The 22,883-nt window shown below is 65.9% G+C and carries 14 protein-coding genes, 3 pseudogenes and 1 riboswitch; of the genes and pseudogenes, 7 read left to right on the top strand and 10 right to left on the bottom strand.

Going from position 1 to position 22,883, the window contains the following annotated elements:
- The first annotated feature begins 105 nt into the window (after positions 1 to 105).
- Entirely contained in the window at positions 106 to 2,484 is a 2,379-nt protein-coding gene (gene gspD / locus ACVWW1_RS35330) for a type II secretion system secretin GspD (RefSeq protein WP_456659066.1), read from the top strand.
- 22 nt (positions 2,485 to 2,506) lie between these two features.
- Positions 2,507 to 3,034, top strand: a complete 528-nt coding sequence (locus tag ACVWW1_RS35325) for a tetratricopeptide repeat protein (protein WP_456659065.1) — start codon at positions 2,507 to 2,509, stop codon at positions 3,032 to 3,034.
- Between the two features lie 1,501 nt (positions 3,035 to 4,535).
- On the opposite strand, the gene ACVWW1_RS35320 is transcribed toward ACVWW1_RS35325, so the two are convergent.
- The 5 genes and pseudogenes from ACVWW1_RS35320 to ACVWW1_RS35300 form a co-directional block, all read right to left on the bottom strand.
- Positions 4,536 to 6,818: a TonB-dependent receptor gene (locus ACVWW1_RS35320; RefSeq protein ID WP_456659064.1), complete on the bottom strand. Its 2,283-nt coding sequence runs from the start codon at positions 6,816 to 6,818 to the stop codon at positions 4,536 to 4,538.
- 106 nt (positions 6,819 to 6,924) lie between these two features.
- Positions 6,925 to 7,120, bottom strand: a riboswitch (cobalamin riboswitch).
- A 229-nt stretch (positions 7,121 to 7,349) separates the two neighbouring features.
- Positions 7,350 to 8,280: pseudogene (locus ACVWW1_RS35315) on the bottom strand (CobW family GTP-binding protein).
- A 1-nt stretch (position 8,281) separates the two neighbouring features.
- The gene (locus tag ACVWW1_RS35310; RefSeq protein WP_456659063.1) at positions 8,282 to 9,772 is read right to left on the bottom strand and encodes an amidohydrolase family protein; all 1,491 of its coding nucleotides are present in this window, start codon (positions 9,770 to 9,772) and stop codon (positions 8,282 to 8,284) included.
- Between the two features lie 154 nt (positions 9,773 to 9,926).
- On the bottom strand, positions 9,927 to 10,319 hold the full coding sequence (locus ACVWW1_RS35305; protein WP_456659062.1) for a hypothetical protein: 393 nt from the start codon (positions 10,317 to 10,319) through the stop codon (positions 9,927 to 9,929).
- A 152-nt stretch (positions 10,320 to 10,471) separates the two neighbouring features.
- A pseudogene (locus ACVWW1_RS35300) lies at positions 10,472 to 12,329 on the bottom strand (ABC transporter ATP-binding protein/permease).
- Between the two features lie 195 nt (positions 12,330 to 12,524).
- Between ACVWW1_RS35300 and rpmE the strand changes: the two are divergent.
- Positions 12,525 to 12,752: a 50S ribosomal protein L31 gene (rpmE, locus tag ACVWW1_RS35295; protein ID WP_016845230.1), complete on the top strand. Its 228-nt coding sequence runs from the start codon at positions 12,525 to 12,527 to the stop codon at positions 12,750 to 12,752.
- Positions 12,753 to 13,152: 400 nt separating this feature from the next.
- Here the strand turns inward: rpmE and ACVWW1_RS35290 are convergent, their stop codons facing one another.
- Positions 13,153 to 13,770: a LysE family translocator gene (locus tag ACVWW1_RS35290; RefSeq protein ID WP_456659061.1), complete on the bottom strand. Its 618-nt coding sequence runs from the start codon at positions 13,768 to 13,770 to the stop codon at positions 13,153 to 13,155.
- Positions 13,771 to 13,782: 12 nt separating this feature from the next.
- Entirely contained in the window at positions 13,783 to 14,409 is a 627-nt protein-coding gene (locus ACVWW1_RS35285) for an FMN-binding negative transcriptional regulator (protein ID WP_456659060.1), read from the bottom strand.
- A gap of 99 nt (positions 14,410 to 14,508) precedes the next feature.
- On the opposite strand from ACVWW1_RS35285, the gene pdxR reads away from it, so the two are divergent.
- On the top strand, positions 14,509 to 16,023 hold the full coding sequence (gene pdxR, locus ACVWW1_RS35280; RefSeq protein WP_456659059.1) for a MocR-like pyridoxine biosynthesis transcription factor PdxR: 1,515 nt from the start codon (positions 14,509 to 14,511) through the stop codon (positions 16,021 to 16,023).
- Between the two features lie 16 nt (positions 16,024 to 16,039).
- On the opposite strand, the gene rcdA is transcribed toward pdxR, so the two are convergent.
- A complete protein-coding gene (rcdA, locus tag ACVWW1_RS35275) occupies positions 16,040 to 16,552 on the bottom strand; it encodes a protease adaptor protein RcdA (protein ID WP_092123179.1) in 513 nt (170 codons plus the stop codon).
- 499 nt (positions 16,553 to 17,051) lie between these two features.
- Positions 17,052 to 17,243, bottom strand: coding sequence for a DUF1192 domain-containing protein (locus ACVWW1_RS35270; RefSeq protein ID WP_207833476.1), 192 nt, complete (start codon positions 17,241 to 17,243; stop codon positions 17,052 to 17,054).
- Positions 17,244 to 17,521: 278 nt separating this feature from the next.
- On the opposite strand from ACVWW1_RS35270, the gene ACVWW1_RS35265 reads away from it, so the two are divergent.
- From ACVWW1_RS35265 to ACVWW1_RS35255, 3 genes and pseudogenes are all read left to right on the top strand, one after another.
- Positions 17,522 to 18,352 carry a methionine--tRNA ligase gene (locus ACVWW1_RS35265; RefSeq protein ID WP_456659058.1) on the top strand — a complete coding sequence of 277 codons (831 nt, stop codon included), beginning with the start codon at positions 17,522 to 17,524 and terminating at the stop codon, positions 18,350 to 18,352.
- An 87-nt stretch (positions 18,353 to 18,439) separates the two neighbouring features.
- On the top strand, positions 18,440 to 19,438 hold the full coding sequence (locus ACVWW1_RS35260) for an NAD(P)H-quinone oxidoreductase (RefSeq protein ID WP_456659057.1): 999 nt from the start codon (positions 18,440 to 18,442) through the stop codon (positions 19,436 to 19,438).
- Between the two features lie 120 nt (positions 19,439 to 19,558).
- A pseudogene (locus tag ACVWW1_RS35255) lies at positions 19,559 to 22,436 on the top strand (EAL domain-containing protein).
- 116 nt (positions 22,437 to 22,552) lie between these two features.
- Here ACVWW1_RS35255 and ACVWW1_RS35250 read toward each other — a convergent pair.
- A complete protein-coding gene (locus tag ACVWW1_RS35250) occupies positions 22,553 to 22,810 on the bottom strand; it encodes a DUF7662 domain-containing protein (RefSeq protein ID WP_092123173.1) in 258 nt (85 codons plus the stop codon).
- Between the last annotated feature and the right edge of the window lie 73 nt (positions 22,811 to 22,883).

The raw sequence follows: 22,883 nt of genomic DNA, 5'->3' as shown, positions 1-22,883 counted from the left end.
GTAACCAATTTATTTCTGTCATGTTCGATCGCTAAGAGTCCCACCGGGGTAGGACCGATCGTCGCACGCCGTCGAAATTTCAGTTAGTCAGAGCGAAGGGCCTTCATGCAATGCGTAGGCACAGTGGGCCGCTGCCCGACGATCCGTGGCGGCCTGGCAGCCATTTTTGCCCTGACGTCACTGGGGTTGCTGGCGTCCTGCAATTCCGCGACGGTCGGCGAGAGCGTGGACGCGTCCCAGGTCGACGTCACCGACAAGGTGCGATCGCTCGATCTCTTGCCGCGCCAGCCGCAACCGGTGAGCGGGCTGGCGGCGACGGGCGGCGGCCAGGGCGGCAGCGTCCGCGCGGCGATGTATGAGGGAAGCGAAGTGACTGCCGTCGCCGACGCGCGGCCGCAGCCGGCCTCGAACGGCAATGGCTTCGATCTGAATTTCGAGAGTACGCCGGTTGCGACCGTCGCCAAGGTCGTGCTCGGCGACATCCTGCATGTCGGATACACCATCGACCCGCGGGTACAGGGCACGGTGAGCCTGGTGTCGGTCCGCCCGGTGCCGAAATCCGACATGGTCTTCGTGCTTGAAAACGCGCTTCGCCTGAGCGGTGTGGTGTTGCTGAAAGATACCGCGGGCTATCGCCTGACGCCGCTCGGCGACGCCGTCGGCGGCGGCCGCGTCGATGCCGCGGCGGCCAATCCCGAACCCGGATTCGGCATCTCGGTGGTTCCCCTGCAATATGTGTCGGCCCAGACCCTGCTGAAGCTGACCGACAGCTTCGCCACCAGGGCGGGGTCGATCCGCGCCGACACGACGCGCAATCTGCTTCTGATCCAGGGCACCGGCGCCGAGCGTCGCACCGCCGTCGACACTGTGCTCAGCTTTGACGTCGACTGGATGCGTGGCCAATCGGTCGGCATCTTCCCGATCTCGAGCGGCTCGCCCACGCCCGTCATCGCCGAGCTGGAGAAGATCGTCGATTCCGGCGAGAACGGCCTCAGCCAGAACGTCATCAAGTTCATGCCGATCGCACGCCTCAACGCGGTGCTGGTGGTGACCAAGAAGCCGGACATGCTGCACACGGCGGCGACCTGGATCAAGCGCCTCGACCGCAACGACACCGCGCGCACCTCGGTCCATGTCTACCGCGTCAAATACGGCGATGCGCGCCAGATCGCGCGGGTTCTCACCGACATGTTCCTCGGCGGATCGTCCGGCAATCTGCTCGACAACGCCGACAGCCAGCTCGCGCCCGGCTCCGGCACCTCGTCGACGTCAAGCGTCGCCGACCGTCTGTCGGCGAACGGCAACTCGGGCTCGAACTCGGGCAGCTTTGCCTCGCGCGGCACGTCAGGGACAGGCGCAACGGGCCAGGGCCTGGGCCAGGGATTTGGCGCCGGCGGGCAAGCGAACAATCCCAATCAGGGCCAGGGCAACAATGCCGCGTTGGATAGCGGGCGCGGCGCTGGCGCGGGCTCAGGCAACGGCCAGCCCGTCATGCAAGACGTACGGATCACGCCCGACGTCGTGAACAACAATCTGCTGATCTACGCCGATCAGGCCAACTACCGCATCATCGAGGCGACGCTGCAGCAGATCGACGAGCCGCAGCTCCAGGTCGCGATCGATGCGACGATCGCCGAGGTCACGCTCAACAACACTTTGTCCTATGGCGTGCAGACCTATCTTACCAGCCGGAACCTCGGCCTGAAGCCGAACACCGGCTCGATCCTCGGCACCCAAGCCACCACGGCGCCCGCGACCACCACGGACGCGACCACCGGGGCCGTCTCCGTCGCAGGCTCGGTCACCAATGCCTTCATCAACCGCGCCTTCCCCGGCTTCAACTTCCTGATCGGATCCGAGACGCAGCCGAGCCTGATCCTGGATGCGCTGCATGCCGTCACCAGCGTCAAGGTGCTCTCCAATCCGTCGCTGGTCGTGATCAACAACCAGGTCGCGACGCTGCAGGTCGGTGACGTCGTCCCGGTGTCGACCGGCAGCGCGACGGTGCTGACCGGAAGCAACACGGTGGTCAACACCATCGACTATCGCAACACCGGCATCATCCTGCGGGTCTCACCGCGGGTCAGCGTGAACGGCACCGTGCGGCTCGATGTCGAGCAGGAGATCAGCAACGTTCCGCAGACCAGCGCGAACAGCCTGACCCCGACGGTGTCGGAGCGGAGAGTCAAGAGCCAGATCGCAGTCGCCAACGGCCAGACCGTGCTGCTGGCGGGCCTGATCAGCGAACAGCAGAGCGGCAACCGCAATGCGCTTCCCGTGCTTGACCAGATTCCCGGCCTCGGTGATGCCTTCGGGCATCAGAGCAACGGCACCCAGCGCACCGAGCTGATCATCTTCATTCGCCCGCAGATCATCCGCAACGGTTCCGACGCCCAGATGGTGGCCGAGGAGCTCCGATCGAAATTGCGCGGCAACATCGCAACGACATCGACCAATGCGCCGATCACCACCGCCTATCACTGAGCCGGGCAATACGGTGCACCGCATGCACACGCAACGGACAGCCCTCTGCGCCTCGCTTGCGGTCACGCTTTGGGGCATGACCGCGTCCGTCGCGAGCGCCGACAGCATTGCGCGCGGAACCGCCGCCTTCCATCGCGGCGACTATGTCAGGGCGTCCCGGGAGCTCGCGCCGGCCGCCGACCGCGACAACCCAAGGGCCCTCGGCCTGCTCGGCTTCATGTACGAGCACGGCTTCGGCGTCCCGCAGGCCTATGATGCCGCCGTCGATCTCTACTATCGCGGCGCGGTGCAGGGCGACCCGTTCGCGCAAGCCATGCTCGGCCTGATGTACGACAAGGGCCACGGCGTTCCGAACGACTATGTGCTGGCCTACAAATGGCTCAATCTGGCGGCGGCCCGCACCGGCGGGCGGCAGCGCGACGCCTACCTCCGATTCCGCGATGCCGTTGCTTCAAAGCTCTCGAGGAATGAGATCGTCGCCGGCCAGCGGTTTGCATTGGGATGGGTCCCCGGCCGGCCGGCGCCGGACGTGCACCTGACGGTCAAATAGCTTCCCGCGTCGGCGCGAAGCTGGGAGACACGTATCCCCTTCGCACCTTGCGCCGCCGCAGCCCGGCGCAAGCCGATCACGATACCGCTGATCGAGACAATCGTGCCGACCGCCGACAGCAGCCAGACCACGACATCGCGCGCCGGCCAGATGCGTAGCAGCAGCGGGAAGTCGAGGCTGTGCAGCGCGTTGAACAGCCAGCGATAGGACCGGCGGCTGTCGTCGCTGCGGTCGAGGATCTCGGCGGTGACGGGAGAGATGTGCAGCCAGGTATGAGCGGGATCGTCGAAGCCGATCCGCAGCACCGGAAGCTCGCGCGCTTGGTGCAGCGTGTACCAGTAGGCGTCCGGTTCATCGAGCTGTCGCGCCGATATCATCGCAGCTCCCGGCATCGCGCGCCGGGCAGCCGCGATGATCTCATCCTGCGAGAGCGTCACGGGCGCGCCGGTCACGGGATTAGCGAGGCTGCGGCAGCCGCTACTGTCGTCGAGCACCGTCAGCCGGTGTCCGCCGATCCAGACGAAGCGCGCCTCCACCGCCGATACCTGCGGCGGCGACTGCAAGCCGGCGACGATATCGGGTGCATCATGGCTGCTGTAGCCGACCGCGATCTCGCGCGTGAGGCCACGGCCGGAGAACGCACCGCCGGGATTGAGCGACAGCCAGCCACTGAACATCCAGGTGAAGACGAAGATGCCGCCGACGAGGCCGGCAATATGATGCCAGGCCATCCAGCCGGGATAGGGCGAGACGGCGCCATCAGCGTACCGGCGCGTCAGCCGCAGGCGCAGAATGCCGATCCAGAAGCCGGTAACGGCGACGACGAGGCAGGTGCCCGATATCCACAGCACCACGTCCCGCCACAGCGGACCATCCTTGCGCAGCACGGTCGGATAGATCCAGTGTGGGATCGAGCCGAGCCAGTTCCAGACGCGTTCCTGCCGTGTGGTGTCGAGCGCGATCTCGCCGCTGCGCGACGAGACATAAAGTTCGGTGTCATCGGCGTCGCCGAGGCCGATCAGGTAGAGCGGCCGCAGCGGATCGAAGCGCGCGGTGACCGACCATTGGTCGCGCGTCACGGTATCGAGCAGTTGCGGCTGCACGGCACGCGGGTGATGCCGGGCAACAGCAAGCGCCTGGTCCGGCGTGACCCGGTCGATGACGCTGCCGTCGATCGCCGAAATGGTGACGGCGCCTCCCTTCCAGCCGGTCACGCGATAGACCGGAACATCGTCCAGCATCGAGAGCCGCAGATCGCGCGGGTAATGCTCCGTACCCGCGATCGCCATCGCGCGATCAGGTGCGATCTGTACCTTGCTCCAAACGATGCCAGGGAGCGCAGAGAGGCGCTCGTCGTCAGTGAGGCGCGGAAACGCCACGTACGTCATGACGAGGCCGGAGATGAACCACATCGCGAAGAAGAGGCACGTCGCAATGCCGATCCAGCGATGGACGACATAGAGCCATCGCCGCCAGCGCCGGATCAGAGCGTTGCGCATGGTCAGAACTTCACGTTGACGGATAATTCGGCGGTGCGCGGCATACCGAGCAGCCACTGCCCCGTCCCGTTCGAGGTCACCGCGTAAACCTTGTCGAACAGATTGTAGACCCGGAACGCGACCGTGGTGCGGTCATCCGGCTTCCACCTGATGCCGCCATTGACCACATTGTAGCCCGGCCGCAGCTGGGTGTTGGCGAGATCGGAGTACATCGCGCCGACGATCTGGACGCCGCCATAGACCGACCAGTTCGGCGCGAAGTCCCAGGTCAGCCAGACGTTCGAGACCTGCTGCGGAACGTTGACCGGAACATTGCCGTTGTAGCTGACGACTTTGCCGCCGACCACCTGGCTGTTGTTGTCGTATCGGGCGCGCAGCAGCGCAAGATTGGCGTCGACGCGCCAGCCGTCGTTCAGCGCGAGCCCGATCGTTCCTTCGACCCCGCGGGATGATTGCTGGCCGATTTGCAGTGCAAGGCCGGCGGTTGGATTGCTGGGATCGGGAATGGTCAGGCCGGTCTTGACGATCTCGTAAGCAGCCAGCGTCCACTCGCCGCGGCCACCCCAGAACGACTGCTTGACGCCGATTTCGGTCTGCTTGCCGGTCGCGAGCTGGAAGGTTTTCTGTGAGGTCGACAGCGAGATCAGGTTGCTGACTGGATCGACGCCGACCGCATACTGGCCGTAGAACGCGAGGTTCTTGACCGGCTCGTACACCAACCCGGTTCGCCAGCTGGTGCCCGACAGCGTGGTTTCAAAACTGTTCGCCGGCGTCTTGTAGTCGGCGCGATCGACCTCGGGACGATCGTACCGGACGCCGGTGACGAGCGACAATTGATCGGTCAGCGACAGGCGATCTTCGGCGAACAGCGCGTATTGATTGACGATCGCGTTGAAGCCCGGCGTCGTCGCCGTGGTCGTCGCGAAGAACGATCCGGGATCGAACACATAAGGATTGACCGACGACGCGCCGCCATAGGGCGAATTGTTGGTGTGGGTGAAGTCGATCCGGTTGACGTCGAACCCGGCGACGAACTGGTTCGCGAGCCCGAGGACGTGACCGCTGAAGGTCGCATCCATCCGGTTGCCGAGCTGCTTCTGGTCGTGGAATATCTCGATGTAGCTGGAGCGGTCGATCAGCTGGGTCTTCGGGTTCCAGGTGTAGTTTTCGATATCGCGCCAGTGCCGCTCACTGGTCAGATAATACAGCGTGTTGTTGATCTTGATGCCGTCGGCGACGTCCCACTCGGTCTTGAACTGGGTCCAGCTGTCCTGATAGCGGATCGCGCTGTCCAATGCGTTGTAGTTCTTGAAGCGCAGCGCGTCCTGGATCGAGCCGTTGATCAGCGGCGTGCCGAAATAGCGCGACGGGCTGCGGTCGCCGTAATCCTCGGACAGTGTGAAGGCGAGATTGTCCGATGCCTGCACGCGCACGGCGGCGGAGACCACCGCATTCGAGGTCTTGTCGCGATCGACCCAGCCCTCCGACATGTTGCCGGTGGCGTTGATACGGTAGGACACATTGGGATTGATCGGACCGGTGCTGTCCACCGACAGCCGCCGCGTCATGTTGCTGTCGAGCGAGACCTCGGCCTCGTTATAGGGCGTGCCCTGCGGCTTCTTCGGAACGACGTTGATGACCCCCCCAATCGCGCCCTCGCCGTACAGCACCGAGGCCGGACCGCGCAGCACTTCAACGCGTTGGGTCGACCAGGTGTCGTAGGGGAACGTCAGGGTGCCGGAGCCGATATAGAAGCGCGTGCCGTCATACAGCGTCATCACCGAGTTGCTGCCGGCAAAGCCGCGGGTGCTGAACGACAGGCCGCCATTGCCGGGCGCCGGCGTTGCGATGAACCCAGCCGCATTCTGCGTGACGGCATCAAGCACATTGTGCTGGCCGCGTTCGGCGATAGTCTGCGCCGTGATGATCTCGACGCTGGCCGGCGTCTGCAGCGGCGTCAGGTTGAGACGACTGCCGGTGCCTCCCTGTGTGGTGGCGTTGAGCGTCGGCGATGCCGATCCTGATGCGCCCGACGCCGCGGCGCGCGGCGCGCCAGCGGTTGCCGCAGCCGTTGCAGGTCTGACGCGCGGCCGCGACGACGTCGCCGAGTTGCGGCTTCGCGCCGCGGGCTTGGGCTTTGCGGATGTCGAGGGTGCGACCTCGATCGGATCGAGCGTCGTGGGTGGAGATGTTTGTGCCGAACCTTCAACCGGCAGCAACAGCGATGACAGGGAGCAAACGAGACCGAGGCGCCAACGGCGCGCGGCGGGAGAGGACGGAGACATGAAAGGACTCGCGGTAACGTGGCACGTCACCGCGAACGCGGACTGGCGCATTGCCCCAAAGGCAGTGCTCCGATCCCACCAGGACGCCCCCGCCCGATGTGCTCGCGTGTGACCACGACTGACGGCAGGTCTCCTGGCTCACGGGTCATCGCCTGTCGACGCCTTCCCGGGCTTGATAGCCCAGTGGCAAATTGACGAAAGGCTCGCCGTTCACAGTTGCGGGGACAGCTGCGGCATTGGGGTTACCCTCGCACCGCATTCCCTTTTGATCCCCGAAGGGAACCGTCGGCAGAAACGATAGGTGGTGCGGGATAGGCTGTCAATTCGATGCGATTGTCGCACACATGCTTTGCGGGATGATGCTGCTGCGATGACACAGCCCAGCGACATCGACTGCTGACGCGGAGAGGTAACCCGTCATCCTGAGGAGCGCGGAACGCGCGTCTCGAAGGATGCACGGCCCCGCTGGTGGCCGTCGACCCTTCGAGACGCGCTTCGCGCTCCTCAGGGTGACGGGAAACTGGCTTCGCATCACCCTGCTTCGACACATCCCTGCATCACCTCATCGATCTCGGCCCGCGACAGCGCGCCCATCTCGGCGATGAACACGATTCGCGTGCGTGGCACGCCGGGTGCCGGCACGCCGCCCGCGGCCAATGTCGCGCGGCCGCCGGCGAGTTGAAACACCGTCAGCCGTCCGGGCTGCTCCACCGTCTCGAACAATCCTTTCGCCCGCGCCAGCTTCGGCGCGAGTCTGCCGATCGCCTGCTGCAAGCGCGGGCAACCGCACCGGCCGCTCCGAGGTCCAGCTCAGCGTCTCGAACCGGTCGGATACCGGCCGTCGCGGCGCGGTCTCGCGCGGCGCCGGCACATGATCGAGGTCCGCGGGAAACAGCAGCGCGGCCGGCACCTCGCCATGCAGCGCATCGACGACCACGGCCGCCGGACGCACTGCCCGCACCGCATCGCGGATCACGGCGCACGCGGCTGCATCGGCCAGATCGACCTTGCTCAGCGCCACCACATCGGCCGCCCGCAACTGCGAGCGCAGCAGCGCATCGTCCAGCGCGGCCACCGGCTGCGTCGCGTCGACCACGCACAGCACGGTCTCGAGCGGCGCCTCCTTCCAGATCACCGGGTCCATCAGGTTGCGCACGATGTCGGCGGGATCGGCGATTCCGCTGGTCTCGATCACGATGAATTCGGGACGCGGATCGCGCCGCAGCAAGGTTGCGAGCGTGCGCAGCAGATCGCCCTCAAGCGTGCAACAGATGCAGCCATTGCTCAGGCTGACCACGCCATCGCTGGCGCCAGCGATCAGCTCCGCGTCGATATTGATCGCGCCGAAATCATTGACCACGGCGGCGATGCGCCGGCCTTGTGCATGCGCCAGCAGATGGTTGACGACCGTGGTCTTTCCCGCCCCGAGAAAACCCGCGACCAGCAGGATCGGGACCGGCACCTCAGCCCCCGGTGACGGGCCGGCGCACCGGCCGGCCGGGCCGTGCCGCGACATCGAGCACGCCATCATTGATCAGCGGCTGGCCGCTGACCACGAGGTGCCGCACACCTTCCGCCGGGCGGTTCATCGCGGAGAAGGTCGCGCGGTCGCTGAGCGTCTCGAAGTCGAACACCACGACGTCAGCGTCGGCGCCGACCTGCAACCTGCCCTTGGCGCGCATCGCCGGCGTGCTCGCGGACAGAATCTCCGCCGGGATCAGCGCGCATTTGCGGATGCCCTCGAGCAGCGACACCTTCCGGCGCTCGCGGACCCATTCGCGGATGAAGCGGGTGAAGCAGCCGGCTGAACGCGGATGCGAGGTGGCATCGTCAGGCAGCGGCCAGGCGTCGCCGGTGTAGGGGCGGCCGTCCGATAGCGTCCACGGCATCGCGTCGGACGCGATCGCACCGCCCGGATACAGCACCGCCATGTCGAGCAGATCGCGATGATGCGCGTTGTTCTCGATATCGAGCACATGCCACAGCACCAGCGTCGAGGGTTCCGCGGCCTGCGCCGCCAGCAACTCCTCGCGGCTGCCGAAGCGGTGACCGTCGGTCACGCGCTGCACCGAATCATAGCCGAGGCCGTTGCGCTCCTCGAATTTGGGATCGCTGAAGAAGGTCGCCGCCAGCACGGTCGAGCCGGTGCCGTAGGGATAGGCCTCCACCGTGATCGGCAGGCCCTGCGCCTGCGCCTTGGCGATCAGCGCAACACAGCGTTCGATGTCCGTCTTGCTCGACGAGTTGAAATGGCAGATGTGCATGTGCGCGCCGGTGGCACCGGCATAGCCGATCAGGCGGATATAGGCCTCGGCCGCGCTCTCGGGATCGATGCGGGACATGTAGGCGACGTGGGTGAAGGTCGGCACCGCATGATCGGCGGCGAGCTGGCACACCGCGGTCAGTTCCTGCACGCCCGCGCCCGGCGCATAGGCGTTGAGAATACCGATGCCGATGCCGCCCTCGTTCAATCCGTTGGCAAGGCGCGCGAGGATGCCGCCGACCTCGCCCTCGGTCGCCACGTTCTCGATCCAGCGGCGATCGCGCATCGCGGCGCCGAATGATTCCAGCGAGCTTTCCGCATTCGAGCCGGTCATCGCGCCGATCCGCGCGAACGCCCAGTTGGCCGCGGCGCCGTAGTTCAGCACCCGCCCCTTCTCGGCCTGGCGCTTGTACCAGGATGCCACCGGCAACACACCGGCCTCGAGGTCGAGCGATGTCGTCACCCCGTCGAACGCCTGCATGCGATCAGCCGGAATGGTCTGGCCATGCGCGTGCAGGTCGATGAAGCCGGGCGCCACCACAAGTCCGGTGGCGTCGATCTGCCGCTCAGCGCCGCCGAGGCCGGTGCCGACCGCGGCGATCTTGCCGTCGACGACGGCGACGTCGCCGACCGCATCCATCCCGCTGGCCGGATCCACCACCCGGCCGCCGCTGATCACCAAACCACCCATCTCGCCACTCCCCGCATTGTCCGACACCGGCCGATCTCTTTTCGAGCACAGAGAAGCGCATCGCACTCATCGCAGCAAGCCGGGCCAGGGTTGTGGCGACATGCTGTGGCGGAATATCCGCCGCGCCGTGACGGCGATTGCAGAGAGCCCCTCGTTACGTTCCGGTTGCACGCCGCGACGGCAGCCCCCGCCAGAGATCGTTGCCGGGTTTGATGCGGCTCGCCACGAGTTTCGGCGGCGTGCGCTCCCTGGCGATCGCCGCTTCGACCGCGCGCTTGAGCCTGACATTGTCGATTTGTGCCAGGAAGCGCCGGATGACGGCATCCTGATCCGCGCCCTGACCGGAAATCGCCGCGCACAGCTCCGCGGTCGTCCGGCGGAAGAAGTGGAAGGCGTCATCGGCCGCGCCGCCCAGCCGATCGACCTCGCCGGCCGCATTAAGCGCCTGTATCCGATCGTCGTCGTCGAGCGTCACTGCGAAGCGCAGCACGGCAAGCTGCCAGGCACGGAGCAGCCTGCTCTCGGGTTTGGTCGCGTCCTCGCGCATCAGTCGAACACCCCGCGCGCCGATGCCCCTTCGGCCTTCGAGGGAGGTCAGGCGCGGCGCGACTATCCTTGCGCGGGAATAGGTTTTCGAGGGGAGCACGCGCTCGATCGCATAGGAATCGCATAGGCGGAGCGCACAGGGTCCCAATTCGTTCAAATCCCCTCGAACTGCAGTCGCGCGAGCCGCGCATAGAGGCCGCCCGCGGCGACCAGCTCGGCGTGGGTGCCCTGCTCGACGATCCTGCCCTGGTCCATCACCAGGATGCGGTCGCAGGACAGCACGGTCGCCAGGCGATGCGCGATCACAAGCGTGGTGCGATGGCGCATCAATTCCTCCAGCGCGGTCTGCACCAGTGTCTCGCTCTCGGCGTCGAGCGCCGAGGTCGCCTCGTCGAGCAGCAGCAGCGGCGCATCACGCAGGATCGCGCGCGCGATCGCGATGCGCTGGCGCTGGCCGCCGGACAGCGTCACGCCGCGCTCGCCGAGCTGGGCGTCGAAGCCGTCGGGCAGCCGGCGCAGGAATTCGGTGGCATGGGCGAGGTCGGCTGCGCGCTCCACCTCGGCGTCGGTGGCGTCGGGCCGGCCGAACCGGATGTTGTCGCGGGCGCTCGCGGCGAATACCACGGAATCCTGCGGCACCAGCGCGATGCGCGCACGCACGTCGGCCGGATCGGCCTGCCGGATCGGCACGCCGTCGAGCGAGATGGTGCCCGATTTCGGATCGTAGAAGCGCAGCAGCAGATGGAACAGCGTGCTCTTGCCGGCGCCGGAGGGACCGACGATCGCGACCTTCTCGCCGGAGCGCACCTCCAGCGACACGCCGTCGACGGCCAGCGCGTTGGGCCGGGTCGGATAGGCGAAGCTGACATTGTCGAAGCCGACATCGCCGCGCGCCGGCTGCGGCAGTGCGCGCGGCGACGCGGGAGCTGCGATCTGCGGCCTGACGCGCAAGATCTCGAACAGCCGTTCGGCGGCGCCCGATGCGGCCGAGACCTCGCCCCAGACCTCGCTGAGCTGGCCGAGGCCGCTCGCGGCGAAGGCCGTGTAGAGAATGAACTGGCCGAGCCGGCCGGGGCTGATGGCGCCGATCAGCACGTCGTGCGAGCCGACCCAGAGGATCACGACGACGCTGGCGAACACGATGAAGATGACGATCAGCGTCAGCACCGCGCGCGCCTTGGTCGAGCTGCGCGCGGCCTCATAGGCCTGCTCGACCTCGCGGGCAAAGCGCGCCCTGGCAAGCCGCTCGCCGGTATAGGCCTGCACGGTGCGGATCGCATTGACCAGCTCGCTCGCATAGGCACTGGCATCGGCCAGCGTGTCCTGGGCGGTGCGCGACAGCCGCCGCACCCAGCGGCCGAACGCGACAAGCGGAATCACGATCATCGGAATCGCGAGCAGCACGAAGCCCGAGAGCCGCGGGCTCGTGATCACCATCATCGCAGCGGCGCCGAAGAACAACATCACATTGCGCAGCGCGATCGACACCGAGGCGCCGACCGCGGATTTGATCTGCGTGGTGTCGGCGGTGAGCCGCGACACCAATTCGCCCGACCGTGCGGAATCGAAGAACGAGGGCGACAGCGAGATCAGATGCGCGAACACGTCGCCCCTGAGATCGGCGACGATGCGCTCGCCGATCGTCATGACGAGGTAGTAGCGCGAGGCGCTGGCACAGGCGAGCACCGCGACGACGGCGATCATCACGCTGAAATAGCTGTTGATCATCGCGATGCCTTCGGACGTGAAGCCGAGGTCGATCATCCGCCGCACCGCGACCGCGCACGATCAGCGTGGTGATCGCCGCGATCGTCAGCGAGATCAGCGCGAGGATCGCCCGTCCCTTGTAGCGCGCCACATAGGGCGCGAGCGCAAGCAGGGGCCGCAAGCGGGCACGGCTCTTCGCCGGCTCGGTGATCTGGCTCTCGATGAAGGCCTCCTCATCGAGCAACGCATCACGCGGCGGCTCGGGGGGGCCGCGAGGGGGCTCAAGCTGTTCGGCTACACTCATTTATCTAGACCGGTTCTATTACCCCCACATAGGCCCGCCGACCCCCGGCTGGCAAATCCGGTAAAGTCCCAATCCGGTGATGGGCTTAAGCTCCCCTTTCTTGGCTTGTTTTGGGGGGCTCCATGGGTTATAGAGCCGCCCAAATCCCGTACCTAGATGTCTTGAGACGGGCGCTGGCGCGCCGAAGGAACTGTCATGAAAGCCGATATTCATCCGAATTATCATACGATTAAGGTCGTCATGACCGACGGCACCGAGTACCTGACCCGCTCGACCTGGGGCAAGGAAGGCGACACGCTGAACCTCGACATCGACCCCAAGTCGCACCCGGCCTGGACCGGCGGTACCCAGCAGCTGATGGACCGCGGCGGCCGTGTCTCGCGTTTCCAGAAGAAGTTTTCGGGCTTCCTCAAGAAGGACTAAAGTCCGCTTCAGGATCGCCCTCGCGATCACACGCAAAACGCCTCCATCTCGGGGGCGTTTTTGTTTTGGCGGTTGTGCCCTGATCGGTTGGCCGGACGAGCGCGCGGCTCGCTCCATGCGTCATCCTGGCGAAGGCCAGGATCCATAACCACCGCATTCGGTGATGAACGGGATCGTGGCCCGAGCGCGCGCAACAACTGAGGATTGGGGTAATGGGTCCTGGCGTCCACCGCAACACCCGTGACGATGCGCAGCGCCCCTCGATCGGGTGAGACGGACAATTCATACACTGAGTTGCGTTTCGGATAAAGCGAAATATTTTCGCGCGAGGGGCTTGCGCCGTCGGGCAACTCAGTGGCACGCGCACGAGGTGGGCACCGGCAGACGGAGCGCCGCGCCCCTAGCGATCCTGGAAGGCGAGCCGCGCGCCGAGCGCGACCAGGATGCTGCCGCCGATCCGTTGCATGATCCGCTGTGACCTGCGGCAGCGCTGCAGCCTTGCCATCACGGCGCTGGCGAAAAACACGCAGACGATATCGACTGCCGAGAACGTCAGGTTGACGATGGTGCCGAGCAGGAGCAGCTGGGCCCAGACCGGCACGCTGGCCGACGCATCGACGAATTGCGGCAGGAACGCCAGGAAGAAGATCGCGGTCTTCGGATTGAGCACCTCGACGACGATGCTTTGCGCGAAGGCGCGCTCCGCGGAGAGCGGCGTCAACTCGGGACGCTTTGCACTGTCGCGATCGCGCAACAGCGAGAGCCCGAGCCAGACCAGATAGGCCGCACCGGCAAGCTTCATCGCCATGAATAGCGGCGGCACCGCATGAAACAGCAGCGCGAGGCCGGCGGCCGCGGCGATGACATGGACGTAGCCGCCGAGATGCAGGCCGAGCGAGGCCATCAGCCCGGCGCGCCGGCCGCCCGCCAGGGTGCGGGCCGCGGCATAGAGCATGGCCGGACCCGGGATCAGCGCGAAGGTCGCGGTCGTGACCGCAAAGGCAAGGTACAATTCCATCGGCGGCTTTCGTCAATTCGCCGGAATCATCGCCGCGACCTCGCGGTCAGCGGGATTGTCGCTGGCGCCAAGGCCGGCGATGACGCCGGCGCGATCCTCGAGCTTGCGGTTCTGACTCATCTTCTTCTTGGCGTCGATCCGTGTGATCGGCATCCGGAAGCCGACGATGCCGCGCAGCTGCGCCTTGATGAAATCATCAGGCGCATCGCTGACTTGCCAAACTTCCTGCCGCGAACTCTCGTGCAACGCGGTCAGCCGGGTCACGATGTCGAGCAGGCGATCCGCATCCTCGAAGAACTCGGCCGCACCGTAGGCGTGGACGGCGACGTAATTCCAGGTCGGCACCACCTTGCCGTGCTCGGCCTTGGTCACATACCAGGACGGCGTCACATAGGCGTCGGGTCCGGTGAAGATCGCCATCGCTTCGCCGACCGCGGGCAGCTTCCACTGCGGATTGGGCCGCGCGACATGACCGTACAGGGTGCCGTAATCGCCCTCGTTTTCGCTGAGGATCAGCGGCAGCGGCGTTCCGATCAGCCCGTCCGCGGTCGCGGTGACCAGCGTCGCGAGCTTTGAGGCCCGCATCGCGGCGTGGATCGGGCCGAGCTCATCCATCTTGAAATGCGGCGGCAGGTACATGGCAGACCTCTTGGCAAATCTCATCGAATTGTTGCTCGCACCATAGCGCCGAAGTGGCCTATGATAAGAGCCACTTTCGATCATCATGACTGGTCCACTATGCCCCGTCTGCGCGCCACCATCAGCATCCCCTCGCTGCGGGCGGTCGACCGCGCCGCCGGACAGGTCGGACGCCAGATCGCGCGGGCCCTGCGCGCCGCCATCGCCAATGGCGAACTGAAGGCCGGCGAATATCTGCCGTCGACACGCGCGCTGTCGGCCTCGCTTGGCGTGGCGCGCGGCACGGTGACGGAAGCCTTCGAGCAATTGCAGGCCGAGGGCTATCTGGAATCGCAGGTCGGCGCCGGCACCCGTGTCGCGGCGACGCTCGCCGAGCAAGCACGGCCGGTCGTGGTCAATCGCAGCCTGAACAAGCCGGCGCCGATCCAGCTGCCTGCGCGCGCTGCGCGACTTGCCAAGGTGGTGACGGCCTTCACGCCGATGCCCGAAGTCCCGTTCGCGATCGCAGTCCCCGGCGGCGCCGTCGCGCCCGACGACAATTGGCGTCGCCTCGGCAACCGCGTGCGCGCATCGCGCGCTGCAGCGCCGGCAAGCTATGGCGATCCACGCGGCCTGATGGCGCTGCGGCAGGCGATCGCCGACTATGTGCGCAAATCCCGCGCGGTGCATTGCGAGCCCGAGCAGGTCGTGATCACGGCCGGCACGCAGCAGGGCCTTTATCTCGGCGGCCGCGTGCTGCTGTCAGCGGGCGATCGGGTGTGGACCGAGGATCCGGCCTATCCCGGCATGACCGCCGTGCTCGACGATCTCGATCTCGTCACCACGCGCGTTGCCGTCGATGCGCAGGGCATCGACGTCGATGCAGCAATTGCCGCGTGCCCGAATGCGCGCGCGGCTTTCGTCACGCCCTCGCACCAATATCCGCTGGGGATGCCGATGAGCATGGCCCGCCGCAACGCCCTGGTGGCGTGGGCGCAGGGAAGCAATGCGTGGATCGTCGAGGACGATTATGACAGCGAGCTGCGCTATGCCGGTCATCCCTTCCCGTCGATGCAAGGCCTCGCGCCATCGCGCGTGATCTATCTGGGTACGCTGAGCAAGGTGCTGTTTCCCTCGCTGCGGCTCGGCTACGTCGTGGCGCCGCTGCCGCTGATCGACGCCTTCGCCGGCGCGCGGGCGCTGCTCGACCGGCATTCGCCGACCGCCGACCAGCATGTGCTGGCGGCCTACATGCGCGAGGGACTGTTCGAGGCGCATATCAGGCGCATCCGCGGCGTCTACGCCGCGCGCCGCGCGACATTAATCGCATCGCTGACGCGTCACATGCCTGATCACGTCACGCTGCAGCCGAGCGACCAGGGCATGCACCTGTTGCTGTGGCTGCCGCAAGGCTTCGATGATGTGCAACTGGCCAAGACCGCACTTGCCGACGGCATCGTCGTGCGGCCGATTTCACCGATGTACGAGGCAGCAGCGCGGCCCGGCCTCATGCTCGGCTTCGGCGGCTTCGAACCGGAGGAGCTGGAGGCCGCGGCGATACGCCTGCGGCGGATGATCGATCAGCACACGTCGCAGCGGCGGGCCAAGCCACGCCGCACTGGGGCTTCACACTGAGTTGACGGTTCGAATCTTACTGCTCGAACGCAGCCTTGAGCCGGTTGAGCTGCGGCACCAGCGGGTTGCCGATCGACGAACGATCCGGCGCCGGCGCATGGATCGTGGTATCGAGGCGGCGGACGCGCGCCTGCAGGTCCATCGAGCGGGCGATCAGCTGCTGCAATTGCTCCGGCAGCTTGGTCACCATGTCGACCGGGCCGGGATCGGCGGCCGACAGCTTCACTTTGGTCTTCTCGCGATTGGCCTGGGTCAGCGTCATCTCGCCTTCCTTGACCGCGCGATGCAGCAGCAGCCACGACGCGAGCTGCATCAGCCGCGTGGTCAGGCGCATGCTCTCGGTGGCATAGGTCAGGCTGACGGAGCGTTCCAACGCCTTGGCCTCGGCACGGCCGTCGCCGTCGAGATAGGCGGCGGTCTGCTCGACCAGATCCATGCCTTCCCGGAACAGCACGCCAAATGCCGCAGAATTGGTCAGCCGTTCACTGAACAGCACAAGCCCGGCTTCGTTCTGGGAACGATCCGCCATGGTTAACGCCCTCACACCATCGTAACGCCCGCTGGCATCTGACGCGCCAGCTTATGATGAACAAATCATTGCGCGGGCGCGCCGAAGAGTCCAGCCGCAACCGGATTTATGGTTTCCAACGGATAGGACGCACAAAAAAGAGCCGCCGTTTCCGGCGGCTTTTGAAGTTGATAACAGGGAGGCGTCAAACAGAGTGGACAGGAGCCACTCGGTGTCCAAACGAGGACAATGCAGTCATAATCGAGAAAGCTTAACCGATCGTAAATGAACGGATTTCTTCAGGCTTTGTTTGCCATGTCGGCCATTGACCTAGTTTGGGACAGGTCCAAGTCGATCACTATGAGTCGTCCCGGCGAACGCCGGGACCCATAACCCCCAAAGCCCGCGTTGCGCGCAGCTGCGGCGCAGCCGAACGCGACAAGAAACAGCTGTGGTTATCGGTCCCGGATCGCGCTCGCTTTGCTCGCTTGTCCGGGACGACGCCTGTGATGTCGCAGCGCTACGACTTGAAGAACGCGTTCGCGGCGTCCTTCGACGCGCGCTTCTTCGTCATCGCCTCTTTCAGGCGATCGACTTCGGTCGTGAGTAGCACGATGCGCTCGGTCAATTCCTCGACCGACAGCAGCGAGAGATCCTGTCCGATCTCGTGGGTGATCTTCTTCCGCGGCCGGTCCTCATCCTCAATCGGCATGTGTCCTCCCCGCGATGAATCTGGCGCCGTGCGTCCAGAGATGGCAATGTCCTCGTGAAGGAGAATTTTGCAGTGACTTTCGTGCGCGCGCAACATCTGACGCGAATGCCCCGGCCCGACTGCAAGGAGTCTGACCGGACGGGATAGTGCGCCTGCGCGCCAGGCATGAGCCGACCCAAGCCCTTCCGATCATGCGGGAGGGCTTTTTGATTTTCGGTTTGATTTCGTCGAAATTTTCCTTGGGGGTCGGCATCACCGAACGCGAAAGACCCTGACCCTTGACCAAAATTCTCATCACCAGCGCCCTTCCCTGCGTGAACGGCGTCAAGCATCTCGGCAATCTGATCGGCTCGCTGCTGCCCGCCGACGTCCACGCCCGCTTCCGGCGGCAGACCGGTGACGACGTGCTCTTCATCTGCGCGACCGACGAGCACGGCACGCCGGCCGAGCTCGGCGCCATCGAGACCGGGCAAGATATCAGGGAGTTCTGCGATGCCCAGCATGCCGTTCAGGCCGACATCTACCGGCGCTTCGGTCTCTCCTTCGATCATTTCGGCCGCACCAGCGCGCCGCACAATCATGCGCTGACGCAGCACTTCTATCGCCGCCTCGATGCAGCCGGGCTGATCGAGGCGCGCTCGTCGCGGCAGGTGTGGTCGCCGGCCGACCGGCGCTTCCTGCCCGACCGCTACGTGCTCGGCACCTGCCCGCATTGCGGCGATGGATCGGCGCGTGGCGATCAGTGCGACCATTGCGGCACGCTGCTTGACCCGCCAGACCTCATCGATCCGCGCTCGGCGCTGTCAGGCGACCGCGCGCTCGAGAGCCGCGACAGCCGTCATCTGTTCCTGCGCCAGTCGCAGCTGGTCGGCAGCATCGGTGCATGGATCGACAGCCGCACCGGATGGCCGCCCTTCGTGGTGTCGACTGCGAAGAGCTGGCTCAATGCCGAGCTGCGCGATCGCTGCATCACGCGCGACCTCGCCTGGGCCATCGCAGTCCCGCGCCAGGGTTTTGACGGCAAGGTGTTCTACGTCTGGTTCGATGCGCCGATCGGCTACATCGCGGCCACCCAGGAATGGGCCGACGCCGCGCGCGGCCGCGACTAGCGGCAATGGTGGTGGGAATGGCGTTTCGCTTCGTTGGAAAAGGCGGTATGCCACAAGCCAATCCTCTTCACTGACCAGGGACGAACCATGCCAAATCTGCCCGCGCAAATGACCGTCGTTGCCATCAGCAAGCCCGGTGGCCCGGAGGTGCTGGTGCCGGAGACCCGCGCGCTGCCGGTGCCGGGTCCCGGCGAAATCCTGGTCAAGGTCGCGGCCGCCGGCGTCAACCGCCCTGATGTCGCGCAGCGCTCCGGCTCCTATCCGCCGCCGCCCGGCGCGAGCGACCTGCCCGGCCTCGAGATCGCAGGCGAAGTGGTCGCGCTCGGCGAAGGCGCAAAGCACAAGATCGGCGACAAGGTGATGTCGCTCGTCGCAGGCGGCGGCTACGCGCAATATTGCATCGCGCAGGACGCGCAGGCGATGACCGTGCCGCCCTCGCTGTCGATGCAGGAAGCCGGCGCGATTCCGGAAACGCTGATGACGGTGTGGCACAACGTGTTCGAGCGCGGCGCGCTGCAAGCCGGCGAGACGCTGCTGATTCACGGCGGCTCGTCGGGCATCGGCACGATGGCGATCCAGCTTGCCAAGGCGTTCGGCGCCAAGGTGATCGTGACCGTCGGCTCGCAGGACAAGGCCGACGCCTGCCTCAAGCTCGGCGCCGATTACGCGGTCAACTACAAGACCGAGGATTTTGTCGAGGCGGTGAAGAAGGCGACCGGCGGCAACGGCGCCAACGTCATTCTCGACATGGTGGGCGGCGACTATATCGACCGGAACTATGACGCCGCCGCGGTCGAAGGCCGTATCGTCCAGATCGCGTTCCTGTCGGGAACACCGAAGGCCACGGCCAATTTCGCCAAGCTGATGGTCAAGCGGCTGCACCACACCGGCTCGACCCTTCGCCCCCGTAGTAATGCGGACAAGGCGGCAATGGTGGCGGCGATCGAGGCAAAGGTGTTGCCGTTGTTGCGCGAAGGACGCGTCAAACCGCTGATGGACAGCACATTCCCGCTGGAAAAGGCCGCGGACGCGCACCGGCGCATGGAGACCAGCGAACATATTGGCAAAATTGTGTTGGTGGTTTAACTCTCGCAGCGGAAGCAGGGGCGGAAACCCTTTGATTCCCTTCGCTTTCGTGTCATTTATCGCGCCACCTCCGGGCCGGTCGCCGGGCCCGGGCAGTTTGTCGATCGCGGAGTACTGACATTGCGTCTGATCAGGTGCCTTGCGCTGCTGGCGCTGGGCCTCATGATGTTTGCCGCTGCGCCTGACGCGTATGCGATCGACGCGGTCAGCGTGCGCAGCGATGCGCCGGCGATCGACCTCACCGCGGTTCTCGACCATCAGCGCAGCGAAACCGACCGCATTCAGGTCTCCACTGCACCCGGAACCGACGGCATCGTGCGCCGCATCGAGGTTCGCGCTCGCGAAGGCGGCCAGAACTGGGTGGTGTTCGCGCTCGCCAACAACACCGACGACCAGCTCGACCGCCTGATCGTCGCGCCGCACTATCGCATCGTGTCATCCGGCCTGTTGTGGCCCGACCTCGGCCTGTCGCGCATCGCGACCATCACGCCGTCGGTCGGCGATCGTCCCGAGCGGCAGGAGAGCCCGACCGCCGACGTGTTCCGCATCACGCTCGATCCCGGCGCCGTCGTCACCTATGTCGCGGAACTGCGCACCGACAAGCTGCCGCAGCTCTATCTGTGGGAACCCGACGCCTACAAGGACAAGGTCAACTCGTTCACGCTGTACCAGGGCATCGTGATCGGCATCTCGGGCCTGCTCGCGCTTGTGCTCACGATCTTGTTTGTGGTCAAGGGCAGCATCATGTTCCCGGCCGCCGCGGCGCTGGCCTGGGCGGTGCTGGTCTATATCGGCGTCGACTTCGGCTTCTGGGGCAAGGTGCTCGACATGTCGAACAACGCCGAGCGCGTCTGGCGCGCGGCGGGCGAGGCAATCCTCGCGGCGACACTGCTCGTTTTCCTGTTCGCCTACCTCAATCTCAGTCGATGGCACGTCCGCTACTCGCATATCACGATCGGCTGGCTCGTCTTCCTCGGCTCGCTGGTGGCGCTGGCGCTGTTCGATCCCGCGGTCGCCTCCGGCATCGCGCGGATGTCGCTGGTGATGATCGCCTTCGCCGGCTTCGCGCTGATCGTCTATCTGTCGACCCACGGCTTCGACCGCGCGGTGCTGCTGATCCCGACCTGGTTCCTGCTGGTGGTCTGGGTGGTCGCGGCCGGGCATGACGGTCGCGGGTTCCGTCACCAACGACATCGTCGGCCCGGCGCTGCTTGGCGGCCTGGTGCTGATCGTGATGCTGATCGGCTTTACGGTGATGCAGCACGCCTTCGCCGGCGGCGGCGCCACCACCGGCGTGGTCTCCGATGTCGAGCGTCGCGCCCTGGCGCTGACCGGCTCCGGCGATCTGATCTGGGACTGGGACGTGTCCGCCGACAAGGTGTTCACCAGCCCGGAGACCGAGGCCCTGCTCGGCCTGAAGCGCGGCACGCTGGAAGGCCCGGCGGCGAAATGGCTCGAGGTACTGCACCCGCTCGACCAGGACCGCTTCCGCGCCGCGCTCGACAGCGTACTCGACCAGCGCCGCGGCCGCCTGGTGCAGGATTTCCGGCTGCGCACGCCCGACGGCCACTTCATGTGGTTCGCGCTGAAGGCGCGGCCCGTGGTCGGCTCCGACGGCGAGGTCTCGCGCGTGGTCGGCACCCTGACCGACGTTACCGAGTTCAAGAACTCCGAAGAGCGGATGCTGCATGACTCCGTGCATGACAATCTGACCGGGCTGCCGAACCGCCGGCTGTTCATGGACCGCCTCGGCGCGGTGGCGAACCTCGCCAAGACCATGCCGAACCTGCGGCCGACCTTGATGGTGATCGACCTCGACCGCTTCAAGCAGGTCAACGATTCCGTCGGCATCGCGGTCGGCGATTCCATCCTGCTGACGCTGGCGCGCCGGCTGACCCGCATCCTAAAGCCGCAGGACACGCTGGCGCGGATGGCCGGCGATCAGTTCGGCCTGATCCTGCTGTCGGAGCAGGACCCGGCGCGGATCACCAACTTCGCCGAGACCATCCGCAAGACTATCCGCGCCCCGATCGCGTTCAACGACCGCGAGATCTTCCTGACCGCGTCGATCGGCCTTGCGCTGTCCGACCCGGCGGCGCCGCTGACCGACGAGATCATCAAGGACGCCGAGCTTGCGATGTATCATTCCAAGCGGATCGGCGGCGACCGCATCGACGTCTACAAGCCGGCGATGCGGGCGCGGAAGACCGACCGCCTGACCCTGGAGAGCGACCTGCGCCGCGCCATCGAGCGGCAGGAGATCACGATCCTGTACCAGCCGATCGTGCGGTTGGAAGATCGCGCGATCGCCGGCTTCGAGGCGCTGGCGCGGTGGGACCATCCCAAGCTCGGCCGGATGTCGCCGTCGGAGTTCATCAACGTCGCCGAGGAGACCGGCCTGATCGTCGATCTCGGCATGTTCGTGATGGACCAGACCGCGCGCCAGCTCGCGGTGTGGCAGCGCGCGATGCGGGCCCGCGAGCCGATCTTCGCGTCGGTCAACGTGTCGTCGCGGCAATTGCTGCGCCACGATTTGATCCACGATATCAGAACCGTGCTGTCGCGCTCCTCGGTGGCGCGCGGCACGCTGAAGCTGGAGCTGACGGAATCGCTGGTCATGGAGAACCCGGAGCACGCGGCCCAGATGCTGGCGCGGATCCGCGAGCTCGGCACCGGGCTGTCGCTCGACGATTTCGGCACCGGACACTCCTCGCTGTCCTACCTGCAGCGCTTCCCGTTCGACACCATCAAGATCGACCAGTCCTTCGTCCGCACCACCAGCCGCGGCACCCGCCCGGTGATCCTGAAATCGATCATCGCGCTGGCGCACGATCTCGGCATGGAAGTGGTCGCGGAAGGCGCCGAGACGGATTCGGACGCCGTCGAGCTCTACCAGCTCGGCTGCGAATACGCACAGGGCTTTGCCTTCGGCGAGCCGATGGACGCCGACGCCGCCACGCGCCTGCTCACCGAGGAACGGCTGGAAGCCGCAAGCTAAAGCGCTATCAAGTAAGTTAGCATTGGTCCTGCCGCGGACTCACTGCACCTCCCCCGCAAGCGAGAGAGGGAGCGCACCTTCGTCGCGGTTACTGTCCGACCTCTCAGGATCGCGCCTTAGCGCGGCTTCGGCATTCGCTTGAACCTGACGCTCCTGCCGTCGGCCTGACGGGTGGCGATGTAGCCGGCGTCGAGGCAGGCTTCGCGCTGCGGCATCTTCTCCTGCGGGCTGCGCAGGGTTTCCCACCACGACGCCCGGTGCGCAGCGCGCGGCAGCGCCGCATCGATGATCGCCTCGATCTCGTCGAAGGTCAGCACGAATTCGGGCAAATGCTGCTTCTTCAGATAATCCCGCAGCGCGTCGTAGTCGTTCACAACATCCTCGATGACAATAAACCAGGGTCCGGCAACCACCCGTTAACCCATTCGCCGGCCGCTGTCGCCATTT

The organism is Bradyrhizobium sp. JR3.5 (genome assembly GCF_054057015.1).
The sequence above is the reverse complement of the archived record's forward strand: the minus strand, read 5'-3'. Positions and strand labels throughout refer to the sequence as shown.

What these genes read in the sequence shown, in the direction of transcription:
- gspD (WP_456659066.1), top strand. Translation starts at nt 106, where the DNA reads ATGCAATGCGTAGGCACAGTGGGCCGCTGCCCGACGATCCGTGGCGGC.
- ACVWW1_RS35325 (WP_456659065.1), top strand. Translation starts at nt 2,507, where the DNA reads ATGCACACGCAACGGACAGCCCTCTGCGCCTCGCTTGCGGTCACGCTT.
- ACVWW1_RS35320 (WP_456659064.1), bottom strand. Translation starts at nt 6,818, where the DNA reads ATGTCTCCGTCCTCTCCCGCCGCGCGCCGTTGGCGCCTCGGTCTCGTT.
- ACVWW1_RS35310 (WP_456659063.1), bottom strand. Translation starts at nt 9,772, where the DNA reads ATGGGTGGTTTGGTGATCAGCGGCGGCCGGGTGGTGGATCCGGCCAGC.
- ACVWW1_RS35305 (WP_456659062.1), bottom strand. Translation starts at nt 10,319, where the DNA reads ATGCGCGAGGACGCGACCAAACCCGAGAGCAGGCTGCTCCGTGCCTGG.
- rpmE (WP_016845230.1), top strand. Translation starts at nt 12,525, where the DNA reads ATGAAAGCCGATATTCATCCGAATTATCATACGATTAAGGTCGTCATG.
- ACVWW1_RS35290 (WP_456659061.1), bottom strand. Translation starts at nt 13,770, where the DNA reads ATGGAATTGTACCTTGCCTTTGCGGTCACGACCGCGACCTTCGCGCTG.
- ACVWW1_RS35285 (WP_456659060.1), bottom strand. Translation starts at nt 14,409, where the DNA reads ATGTACCTGCCGCCGCATTTCAAGATGGATGAGCTCGGCCCGATCCAC.
- pdxR (WP_456659059.1), top strand. Translation starts at nt 14,509, where the DNA reads ATGCCCCGTCTGCGCGCCACCATCAGCATCCCCTCGCTGCGGGCGGTC.
- rcdA (WP_092123179.1), bottom strand. Translation starts at nt 16,552, where the DNA reads ATGGCGGATCGTTCCCAGAACGAAGCCGGGCTTGTGCTGTTCAGTGAA.
- ACVWW1_RS35270 (WP_207833476.1), bottom strand. Translation starts at nt 17,243, where the DNA reads ATGCCGATTGAGGATGAGGACCGGCCGCGGAAGAAGATCACCCACGAG.
- ACVWW1_RS35260 (WP_456659057.1), top strand. Translation starts at nt 18,440, where the DNA reads ATGCCAAATCTGCCCGCGCAAATGACCGTCGTTGCCATCAGCAAGCCC.